Origin of the sequence: Streptomyces sp. NPDC006372, assembly GCF_040612515.1 — a bacterium.
Taxonomy (GTDB): domain Bacteria; phylum Actinomycetota; class Actinomycetes; order Streptomycetales; family Streptomycetaceae; genus Streptomyces.
On the sequence record NZ_JBEXQJ010000049.1, the window covers coordinates 38,331 to 48,223 of the forward strand.

At 69.4% G+C, this 9,893-nt stretch carries 8 protein-coding genes and 4 pseudogenes; 7 read left to right on the top strand and 5 right to left on the bottom strand.

Annotated features, from left to right (window positions below):
• Positions 1-10: 10 nt before the first annotated feature.
• Positions 11-785: pseudogene (locus ABZ016_RS39405) on the bottom strand (FAD-dependent oxidoreductase).
• Positions 692-1,611 (bottom strand): annotated as a pseudogene (locus ABZ016_RS39410) (arsenical-resistance protein); the annotation flags it as partial. The pseudogenes ABZ016_RS39405 and ABZ016_RS39410, both read right to left, overlap by 94 nt.
• A 16-nt stretch (positions 1,612-1,627) precedes the next feature.
• Between ABZ016_RS39410 and ABZ016_RS39415 the strand changes: the two are divergent.
• Positions 1,628-1,957: pseudogene (locus ABZ016_RS39415) on the top strand (transposase); the annotation flags it as partial.
• The gene (locus ABZ016_RS39420; protein ID WP_356921571.1) at positions 1,954-2,472 is read left to right on the top strand and encodes a GNAT family N-acetyltransferase; all 519 of its coding nucleotides are present in this window, start codon (positions 1,954-1,956) and stop codon (positions 2,470-2,472) included. The pseudogene ABZ016_RS39415 and the gene ABZ016_RS39420, both read left to right, overlap by 4 nt.
• A 1,230-nt stretch (positions 2,473-3,702) precedes the next feature.
• Here ABZ016_RS39420 and ABZ016_RS39425 read toward each other — a convergent pair.
• Both ABZ016_RS39425 and ABZ016_RS39430 read right to left on the bottom strand, forming a co-directional pair.
• Positions 3,703-4,409, bottom strand: a pseudogene (locus ABZ016_RS39425) (transposase).
• Positions 4,410-4,496: 87 nt separating this feature from the next.
• Complete coding sequence (locus tag ABZ016_RS39430; RefSeq protein ID WP_356921572.1) at positions 4,497-5,981, bottom strand: alpha/beta hydrolase; 1,485 nt, start codon at positions 5,979-5,981, stop codon at positions 4,497-4,499.
• A 333-nt stretch (positions 5,982-6,314) separates the two neighbouring features.
• Here ABZ016_RS39430 and ABZ016_RS39435 point away from each other — a divergent pair, with 333 nt between their 5' ends.
• Both ABZ016_RS39435 and ABZ016_RS39440 read left to right on the top strand, forming a co-directional pair.
• Positions 6,315-6,578: a hypothetical protein gene (locus tag ABZ016_RS39435; RefSeq protein ID WP_356921573.1), complete on the top strand. Its 264-nt coding sequence runs from the start codon at positions 6,315-6,317 to the stop codon at positions 6,576-6,578.
• On the top strand, positions 6,533-6,844 hold the full coding sequence (locus tag ABZ016_RS39440; RefSeq protein WP_356921574.1) for a hypothetical protein: 312 nt from the start codon (positions 6,533-6,535) through the stop codon (positions 6,842-6,844). Before ABZ016_RS39435 ends, ABZ016_RS39440 begins: the two co-directional genes overlap by 46 nt.
• 48 nt (positions 6,845-6,892) lie before the next feature.
• Here ABZ016_RS39440 and ABZ016_RS39445 read toward each other — a convergent pair whose 3' ends face one another.
• On the bottom strand, positions 6,893-7,417 hold the full coding sequence (locus tag ABZ016_RS39445; protein WP_356921575.1) for a hypothetical protein: 525 nt from the start codon (positions 7,415-7,417) through the stop codon (positions 6,893-6,895).
• A 588-nt stretch (positions 7,418-8,005) separates the two neighbouring features.
• Here ABZ016_RS39445 and ABZ016_RS39450 point away from each other — a divergent pair.
• The 3 genes from ABZ016_RS39450 to ABZ016_RS39460 form a co-directional block, all read left to right on the top strand.
• Positions 8,006-8,530 carry a hypothetical protein gene (locus ABZ016_RS39450; RefSeq protein ID WP_356921576.1) on the top strand — a complete coding sequence of 175 codons (525 nt, stop codon included), beginning with the start codon at positions 8,006-8,008 and terminating at the stop codon, positions 8,528-8,530.
• A gap of 84 nt (positions 8,531-8,614) precedes the next feature.
• Positions 8,615-9,463: a DUF4097 family beta strand repeat-containing protein gene (locus tag ABZ016_RS39455; RefSeq protein WP_356921577.1), complete on the top strand. Its 849-nt coding sequence runs from the start codon at positions 8,615-8,617 to the stop codon at positions 9,461-9,463.
• 77 nt (positions 9,464-9,540) lie between these two features.
• Positions 9,541-9,893, top strand: a 353-nt coding sequence (locus ABZ016_RS39460; protein ID WP_356921578.1) for an ATP-binding cassette domain-containing protein, incomplete at its 3' end; no start/stop codon positions are given.

Sequence of the window (9,893 nt, forward strand, 5' to 3'; positions counted from 1 at the left end):
AGTGGTCTGCTCAGAGCAGTGTGGTGATGTGGCGGACCGCGTCCCGGGCCGGGCGGCCCACACCGATCAGGGTGGCGGAGGCGGTCCGGTCCAGTCGCCGTAGCCGGGCAGGTGCAGCCGCGGCTCGCCCAGGGTGCGGGTGCCGTCGGTGGGGATGCGGCCGCGGGGGCCGCGCAGGTTCAGCGGGGCGAGGTGGGACAGGGCCGGACGGAAGCCGGTGCACCAGATCACCGCATCGACGTAGCTCAGATCTGGGCGCCGGAGTGCCCGCCGCCGACCACGATCACGTGTTGACCGATGAAGTCGGCCGGCGAGCGGTAGTTCACCATGTGCAGCTGCTGTCCGCTGAAGAGGCTGCGGCCGGTGACGGCGGGAAGGAAGGGCCGCGACCAGCTGCCGGTGGCGCTGATGACCGTTCGGGCCCGCCAGGTGCCGCAGTCGGCCTCGACCAGGAGCCGGCCTGCGTCGCGGCGCACGGCGTCCACACGCGTGCCGTGCTGGACGGGCAGGTCGTAGCGCTTCTCGTAGTCGGTGAGGTAGTCCACCACGTGCCCGGCATCCGGGTATGTCTCGCCCGGTTGGGCGGGCATGAGCCGGCCGGGCAGGGAGGAGTGTTCGGCCGGGGAGAACAGGTGCAGCGAGTCCCACATGTGCTGCCAGGACCCGCCCGGCGCCGGATCGGCGTCCAGGATCATGAAGTCGAGGCCGCGTCGGCGCAGGTGGTAGCCGGCGGCGAGCCCTGCCTGGCCGCCGCCGACGACCACCACATCCGTCTGCTGCGCCACGGGGCCGTCGTCACCGCGTCGGCGGCGAACTTGGCTCGCCATGCGAGCGCGACGTAGACCAGGCCGATCAGCACCGGGACCTCGATGAGCGGGCCGACGACGTTGGACAGCGCCTGGCCGGAGGTGACGCCGGAGGTGGCGATGGCGACCGCGATGGCCGGCTCGAAGTTGTTGCCCGCGGCGGTGAAGGCGAGGGTCGCGGTGTGGTCTTGCCCTGCAGGGCGAAGAGGATGACGATCGTGAACAGCAGCCCGTACAGCGCCCACGGGCCGATCTTCGTCAGGATCGTCGCCTCGTAGCCGGTACGGCCCAGCCTCTGCTCGTCGATGCGGCGGGTCAGGAAGCCAGCCAGCAGCGGAATGCCGAGGAAGATGATGACGTTCAGCGCGATGTGCCCCACGGACACGTCCAGGCCCTGGCCGTCGCCGAGGTTCATCCAGCGCGGCAGCAGGTCGAGGTAGAACCAACCGAGCAGGCCGAACGCGAGGAACTGGAACACCGAGTTGAGCGCGACCAGGACGGCGGCGGCCTCGCGGTCGCCGCAGGCGAGGTCGTTCCAGATGATGACCATGGCGATGCAGCGCGCCAGGCCCACAATGATCAGGCCGGTGCGGTACTCGGGCAGGTCCGGCAGGAAGATCCACGCGAGGGCGAACATCACCGCCGGGCCGACGATCCAGTTGATGACCAGCGAGGAGACCATCAACTTCTTGTCGCCGGTCACGCGGTCGAGCCGGTCGTAGCGGACCTCGGCCGGGACCGGGTACATAATGACCAGCAGGCCGAGCGCGATCGGCAGGGAGATCCCGCCGACCTCGATCTTCGACGAGTTCACCCGGACCTACGAGGCGAAATGGCCGAAAGCGGTGAAGAAGATCACCGAAGAGACCGAGGAACTGCTGGCCTTCTACGACTTCTCCGCCCAGCACTGGATCCATCTCAGAGCAACAAACCCGATCGAATCCACTCTCGGTTCGGTGAAGCTCCGGACCAAGGTCACCCGGGGCGCGGGCAGCCCGGCCGCGGCCCTGGCGATGGTGTTCAAGCTCGTGGAGTCCGCGCAGGAGCGTTGGCGGGCGGTCACCGCACCCCAACTCGTCGCCTCCGTCCGCGCCGGCGCAGTGTTCAAGAACGGCGGCCTCGCCGAGCGCCCCGAGGCGGCTGCGGCGTGAGCATCATGAGGGCCCGGACCATCAGCACCCCCCGGCTGGACCTGCTGCCGCTGCACGTCGAGCACGCCGAGGAGATGGCCGCGGTACTGTCCGATCCCGCCCTGCACACCTTCATCGGCGGCACCCCGGACACTGCCCAGGTCCTGCGGTCGCGCTACCAGCGCATGACCGCAGGCTCCCCCGACCCAGCCGTGGCCTGGCTGAACTGGGTGATCCGGCTGCGTGACGAGTCCTGCCTGACGGGCACCGTCCAGGCGACGATCAGCCCCGGCGTCCGCGGCGCCGTCGCGGAGATCGCCTGGGTGGTGGGAACCCCATGGCAGGGAAGAGGCATCGCCACCGAAGCGGCCCAAGGGCTCGCCGACTGGCTCAGCCAGCCCCCGGTGCACGCCATCATCGCGCACGTCCACCCTGAACACCGAGCCTCCGCTGCCGTCGCCGCAGCAGCCGGGCTCACGCCCACCGACGAATGGCATGACGGCGAGATCCAATGGCACCGGAGCGTCAGGCCGTAACCTCAGCGATCTACAGATCTTGACAATTGCTCGATCAAGGGCCCCGGAGCTGACGGAACTCCCCCATCGCGGCCAACGCCTGAGGCGCTCCGTCCCACGCCGATCCGTACTCGCCGTCGGGTATATGCCACTGGTAGACGAGCTGCTCGGCCACATCGGCGACATCGTCAGGGTCGGCGAAGGTGCGTTGGGACGGAGAGACGAGGCTACAAGGCGGACGTCGCGGATGCTGATGCCCCGGGCGCCGGTACGGCGCGGCCCACCAGATCAGCAGCATGTAGTGCTCTCGTGACGGTCCGTCTGGCGGTGCGGCCGCAGCGCGACGTCGGCCCGGACGGTGCCGGGCGGGCTGCCTCGGTCGGCCAGGGCCAAGTCCACGGCCCTACCTATGCCCAGTGCGGCAGCCCGTATTAACAGAGCTGGTGCCCGCCGGGCGGATCAAGCAGCACGAGCCCTACCACTACACAGCTGGACGGCTGCGGGGCTACTGCTGGCGGCTCGGGCGGACGTGACGATCTGACTTACCGCTCGTCAGGATGACGGTGTTCCCGCCTCCCGGGCGCGCCACAGCTCGGGCTCGCTCCGAAGCGAGACGACCTGTTCGTGCTCTTCGTCAAGGAGCCGCCGTGCGCCCTGCCCTACATCCTGGCCGCCGTCCTTCTCGCAGCACTGCCCACCGCGATCGCTCCCGCCGCGCAGGCCGCGCCGGCCGCCGACACCCTGCCGCTGACCGAAGCGGTAGCCCCGCTCCCCATCGCCGCGGGTAGACCGCACCGGCTACGACCGCGAGCAGTCCTTTCGGCGGCTGGATCGATACGGAACACGACGGCTGCAACACCCGCATGGAGGCCCCCCTCGAGGAAGCGGTGGAGCCGCCGGTGGTGACCGGCCGAGGCACCCTGACCGGGGGCCGCTGGTACTCCTGATACGACGACACCCTCATCGACGGCCCCCGCGGCATCGACATCGACCACCTCGTCCCGCTGGCTGAAGCACGGGACTCCAGAGCCTCCGCCTGGACCCGGCAGCGCCGCGTCACCTACACCAACTACCTCGACGGCCCACGCCACCTCGAAGCCGTCAGCGCCCGCTCCAACCGGCAGAAAGCCGACCAGGGCCCCACCACCTGGCTCGCGCCCGACAACCCCATTGAGCGCTGCCACTACCTGGCCACACCCCTGACCCCGGCCGACCGGCGGTTCCCGCACTACGGCGCGTATGGGGTCGTGATCAATGGGTGGTTCGGGTGAGGTCCTGAATCAGATCATCGAGGCGCGCAGGTGAGGTCCGGCGAGATAGCTGTCCGGGGTCTTGTCGTACCGTGTGGCGATGCCTCGCCCGGCTTTCAGCTTGTTGATCAGGCGCTCGACGGTGTTCCGCTCCTTGTACAGGTCCGCGTCGTAACTGACGGGCCGACCGCCCGCCGGAGCCTTTCTTCTTCCGGTTGGCGATCTGGTCCTTCTTCTCCGGAGTTACTGTCTTGATGCGGCGTTTTCGCAGGTGGGTGCGTTTCCATGGGATGAGTGTGCTTTGTCCCCAGCGACTGCGTCCGGGCGGGTGCGGGGACAGCCGACGGGCCCGCGTACCTGCACCTTCCTCAGGACGGAGATGAACTGCGGGCTGTCCGCGGCCTGGCACGCGGTCAGGACGCATCCCGGCCGCGTTGTGGTGGGCCCGGGCCGGTCGTGGAATCGATGCCCACCAGGGACAGGTCCACCTCACCCCGCTTCGCGGCATCCGTGATCAGGCACTCCAGCAGGGCCTCAAGGAGGCCGGTAACACGCCACTGCCGGAAGTGGTTGTGGACGGTCGACCATTCGCCGCATCTCCCGCCACTGTTCGCCGGTCTTGAACCGCCAGATCATGCCCTCGAACTGCTGCCGCAGCCGCTCGGGGTACGGGCCGTACTGGCCTATTGGCAGGAAAGGCGCTATCAACTTTCACTGGGCTCGATGAGTTGTTTGCGCGTCACGATCGGCTGCCCACCGGATCCGCCTTCCAGGCGGATCCGGTTCGGCAAGCTGTCAGGACGGCACCGCGGGGCAGCTGGTGCCCCGTGAGGGGACTGCCAGGTCGGTGAGATAGCTGTCCACGGTGTCCTGCATACACGGGCCGCTGGTGACGCTGCCGTGGCCGTGGCCTTCGTAGGTGAGGAGGACTCCGCTGCGGCCGAGCTGCCGGGCCACCGAGACCGCCCACGGGTAGCCGGTGGCGGGGTCGTGCAGCGCGTTGGACACCAGGATCGGCGGGGCACCGTGTGCGTCCAGGCGGTGCTGCGGGTTGGCGGTCGGCGCGCCCAGACACGCCGCTGCCATGTGGACCGGCAGCAGGTAAGGCAGGTCAGGCGCGGTCCTGTTCATCATGGCGACGAGCGAGGCGTACTCCTTATAGTCACGCACTGGCAGGCGCCAGTCCGAGCAGAAGACCGGGGTGGCCGAAGGCAGCGGCGCTATCGAGGTGGACGACGCGGGCAGCGGCTTGCTCGCGTCCATCCCCGCGATCGCCGTGGCCAGACCCGCGTAGTCGGCCACGTAGAACTTCTTGAACGCAATCTTGTTGACCAGGTCCGAAGACGACAGCGAGGTGCCCGGCTTCGCCGGGTCCTCCAGCTCGCCGCGCCCGGCACGGGCCAACAGACCCTGCCAGACGGCGCGAACGTCGCGGCCCCGTAGCGCGCAGTCCTTGGCGCCCTCACACCACTTCACGAACTCCTGGAATGAATCCTGTGCCGTGGCCGCTTCGGATTGCAGGAAGTCACGGGTGGTCGGGACGCTGTGGTCCATGACGCTCTCCAGCACCATCGCGCGCACGCGGCGCGGGTAGGTCTCGGCGTATTGCGCGCCGAGCAGTGTGCCGTACGAGCTACCGTGGAAGGTCAGTTTCCGCTCGCCGAGGGCGGCCCGGAGGGCGTCCACGTCCCGAACCGTCTGGGCGGTGTCGAGGTGGTCGAACACGGGGCCGGTACGGGCCCTGCAATCGGTACGGAGCCGCCTGTTGTAGGCCAAGGTCGCCTCGAAATCCGCCTGGCTCTTCATCTCTGGTGACGGCCGCTCGCCAAGCAAGTCGCCGGAGCAGGCCACCGGGTTGCTACCGCCCACGCCGCGCGGGTCGAAGCTGACGATGTCGAACCTGCGGCGGACCTCGGGGCTGAATCGGCTGATTCGGCCCACCACCGTCTCCACCCCCGAGTCGCCCGGCCCGCCGGGGCCGAAGACCATCGAGCCGACGCGCGCGCCGGGGTCGGCGGCCTGGCGGCGGGCCACGGCCAGGTCGAGCCTCGGCCCGTCCGGGTGGGCCCAGTCGACCGGCACCGAAAGAGTGGCGCACTCGGCTCCCGGCTTCGCCGAGTCGTCACACGGTTCCCACCGCAGGGTCCCTGTGGCAGACGGCGACGCGTAGACCGCGGGAGCGGCCGGGAGGCCGGCAATGGCGGCCAAGGCGGCTCCCACGGCCATGGTCGTGCCCCGCGCGGCGATGCGCCGCAGTGCGGATCTGCCCCTTAACGGCATGAATCCTCCTCGTAAAGAGAGCGGTTGTGCCAGGCGTGCGGTCCCGTCCGGTCACCGCCGTCACGTTAGGTGCACTGTCGACCATGCGGTGCCCCTGTCAGGGTCTTTTCCGGGTCGGGTCGGGGACCGCTCAGGGGCGACCGGGCCCAGGGTAAGAACGGTCAGAGGAAGGGCTTTGTCGCTGCCTCGGTCGGCCCGTCAATCAGGACGCAGACCTTCACAGGGAGGGAAACACCGTCAAGTGACTGATCGCCAAGCTCAAGGCCCCCCGCATGCGCAATACGACAAGACGCCCGCTCCGGAGCCCGGATCGCCCACCAAGGGCTGCTCCCGATGCTCCGCACCCTCGCCCCCCGGATCCGCATCGACCCCGGCCGGCGGACACTGCGGCTCGACCGCCCGCACGACCACGACATCACCATCACCCACGAGCACCCAGTGACGTTCACGTCAACCGACCGTCAGAACCTCGTCCTGGACGAGGCCGGGATCGAGGACCCGGTCGTCTTCGAGCAGCAGGCCGGCACTTCCAGCCTGTGCACATCTCCGAGATGTTCCACCTGGTACGCGGCACCGGGCACATCCTCGGATCCGTAGCGACTCCGGGTCACCTCCGCGATCCGGCGGGCGAGGTCGCCGATGTGGGGATCGTCGGCGGCGAGGTCGTGCGCGGCAAGAGCTGGTGGATCAGCATCGTCTGGTGCCTGCGCCTGGCGGCGCTTGGCTACCGCTGGTCGAATGCGGTGTTCAATCGCGACCTGAAGCAGCTGAATGCGCCGGAGACCACGGGCGGGGTCGTTGGGGTGCGACGTCGCGTCTGTTACCTTTCGCGCGACGGCCCGCCGCGTTCCGGGCGGAGGTGACGGGCTCAGCCGCCGACGGCCCGCGCGGCACGCCGCCCGGTGGATCAGTCAGGCGGCGTAACTGAGCACCGCGGGGCCTGCCGGGGCCGCAGTGGGGGCCACGGTCGCGTGCACGGGAAGCGGGGTGTGAACGGTGGGCGCGGGCTGCGCGCGGTTCCGCGTGAAGACGACGAGGCGCAGCACCGTGAACCGCGCGACACCGGCGAGTGCGGAGGCGGACAGGTAGACCAGCTGCTCCAGCACCGCACCGGGCGCAGCCACCATCTGCTGCAGGACAAGCATCGCCACGCAGGTCACTGCGTATGCGGCCGCTGCGGACCCGGCCGATTGCGCATGCTGGCGCCAGGTCGCGCGCCCGCCGGCGCCGAAGGTGAAGCGGGCGTGCAGCTCGGTGGCGAGGAGCGTGGAGACCACGGTGATCAGGGCGTTGGCCAAAGCCCAGGGAATCCAGGAGGCGAGGGCCGCCACGGCGAAGCTGGAGGTGATCCCCACCCCACCGCCTAAGAGCACGAAGCGGGCGAAGGCGGTGAAGGCGGCGGGCGCCGCCTGCTCCTGGCTCTGTGCTGTCTCCATAATCCGCCCCTTTTGATGGCTCACTCCGCGAAAACGCGGACCCCTCGGCCGGCGTGACCGAGAACTTCACTACCAATGGCGCCACTATGGCACATCGATGGTGCCACATCGAGCCCAAATGGCGCCAAGGGATGGACGTCAGTCACGAAAAACGCATGCCAGAGAATCACCACGGCTGTGATGCGCGCCCTAGGCGAGGTAGGGCTTTCCGGACTAAAGGGCCACATGGAAGCCGGGTGTAAGCGATGTCGAGGCCACGTTCGCCGCGCCGAAGCACTACTGCCTGGCAGTGACGGTTCCCCACGGCGGCGCGTTGCCGCGCCCCGACGCCGGGGCCGAAGGCGACGGCGTCGTAGCCCGCCCATCTCGCGACATCCGCATGGCGCCACATAGGCCACGGTGGCGTCGGGCGGCGCACCTTGGTGCCATTCCGCGCTCCCAGAAGCGCGTGAGCGTGCCTGGCGCCGCACTGACACGGGGCACCCTACACACGTTTTTCGCAGCTCAGGGTGATCGCCCTCAAGTCCGCGCCGCGCGAGGGGCCACTCGGCCTTGCATGTGGCGCCATCGCGATGCCATGATGGCGCCATGGACCTCACCCCGTATGTCGACAACCTCCGCCGCGAACTGGCGGTGGCCGCCGAAGCCGGCGGCGACGAAGCCCGAGAGCTGGCCGAGAGGCTCATCGCGCCCCTGGAGTCGGCGACCCGCCTGACTATGCTCAATGTGCTCTCCGCCGCCATGGACGAGATCACCCGCGAACTCGCCCCCGGTTCGGTCGACGTACGGCTGCGCGGGCTCGACCCCGACTTCGTGGTGACACCGCCACCCACCGACGGCGGCGCCCCCGCGGAGCCGACCGCGCCCGTCGAACCTCTCAGGACCACGGCCTCGGCCCCGGCCGACGGCGACGAGGGCGGCACTGCCCGCGTCAACCTACGCCTGCCGACCTACCTCAAGGCCCGTGCCGAGGAGGCCGCGAGCCGCGAGGGCCTGTCGGTCAACGCGTGGTTGGTGCGCGCCGTATCGGCCGTGGTCGACGGCAGCACCCGGCCGCGCACGACGGAGAAGACCCAGACAGTCGGACAGAGCTTCACAGGCTGGGTGCGCTAGCCCCGCCTTCCCATCAGCACCACTTCACCCACACCACGTCCCACCAGCGGGGACGGCTCATGGACTCAAGAGGACGGGACAGCCATGCCTTCTTTCGACACTCCCGAAACGATCTCGGTCACGGCGCGCGTGGAGGCCGGTTCCATCCAGCTCACCGCGGGCGACCGCCGCGACACGGTCGTCGATGTGCGGCCCCGCGACCCGAAGAAGGACCTGGACGTACGGGCGGCCGAGCAGACCGAGGTCACCTACGCGGGCGGCGTACTGACGATCAGGACACCCAAGGGCAATCTGCTCGGGCTCGGCCGCACCGGCACGGTCGACGTGACGGTCGAACTGCCCGCGGGCTCGCGTATCGACATGACCGGCGCCTGGGCCCAAGTGCTCGGCGAGGGCCGGCTCGGCGAGGTCAGTGTGAAGACCTCGTCCGGCGACGTCCGTTTCGACACGACGGGTCCACTGAAGCTGACCGCGTCGCACGGCTCGATCACCGTGGACCGGGTCGAGGGCGGGGCCGAGATCACCACCAGCTCCGGCAGTCTGCGCGTCGGCCTCGTCGACGGCCCCGCCGTCCTGAAGAACTCACACGGCACAACGACCGTTGGCGCCGTCATCGGCGAGTTGCGGGTGAGCGGCGCCAACGGCGACATCGAGATCCGGCGCGCCGAGGACTCGGTCACCGCCACCACCGCCCACGGAACCCTGCGGGTGGGTGAAGTGACCCGCGGCAGCGTCCAGTTGGAGACCAACTACGGCGCCATCGACGTCGGCGTCCGCGAGGGCACGGCCGCCTGGCTCGACGTCAGCTCGGGCTCCGGCCAGGTGCGCAACACGCTGACCGCGTCCGAGAGCCCGGAGCAGACCGAGGACACGGTCAAGGTCCGTGCCCGCACCAAGTACGGCAACATCGACATCCGCCGCGCCAGGGCCTGAGCACCACATCGTCAACCGGCCCCTTCTCCCACTCATTTGTCAGCCTTCGATCGGAGGGCCCCATGCCTTCATCTGTCATGCCCACGTCCAGGCGGGGGGACGGTCCGCAGTCGTCGACCGCCGTCTCCACCGTCGGTCTGCACAAGTCGTACGGCGACAAGACCGTCCTGGACGGAATCGATCTGCATATCCCTGCCGGGTCCGTGTTCGCGCTGCTCGGGCCCAACGGCGCCGGCAAGACCACGGCCGTGAAGATCCTGTCCACGCTCATCACCGCCGACGGCGGACAGGCCCAAGTCGCGGGCCACGACCTCGCCACCTCCCCGGACGGGGTGCGCGCCGCGATCGGCGTCACCGGACAGTTCTCCGCCGTCGACGGCCTGATCACCGGCGAGGAGAACATGCTCCTCATGGCGGACCTGCACCACCT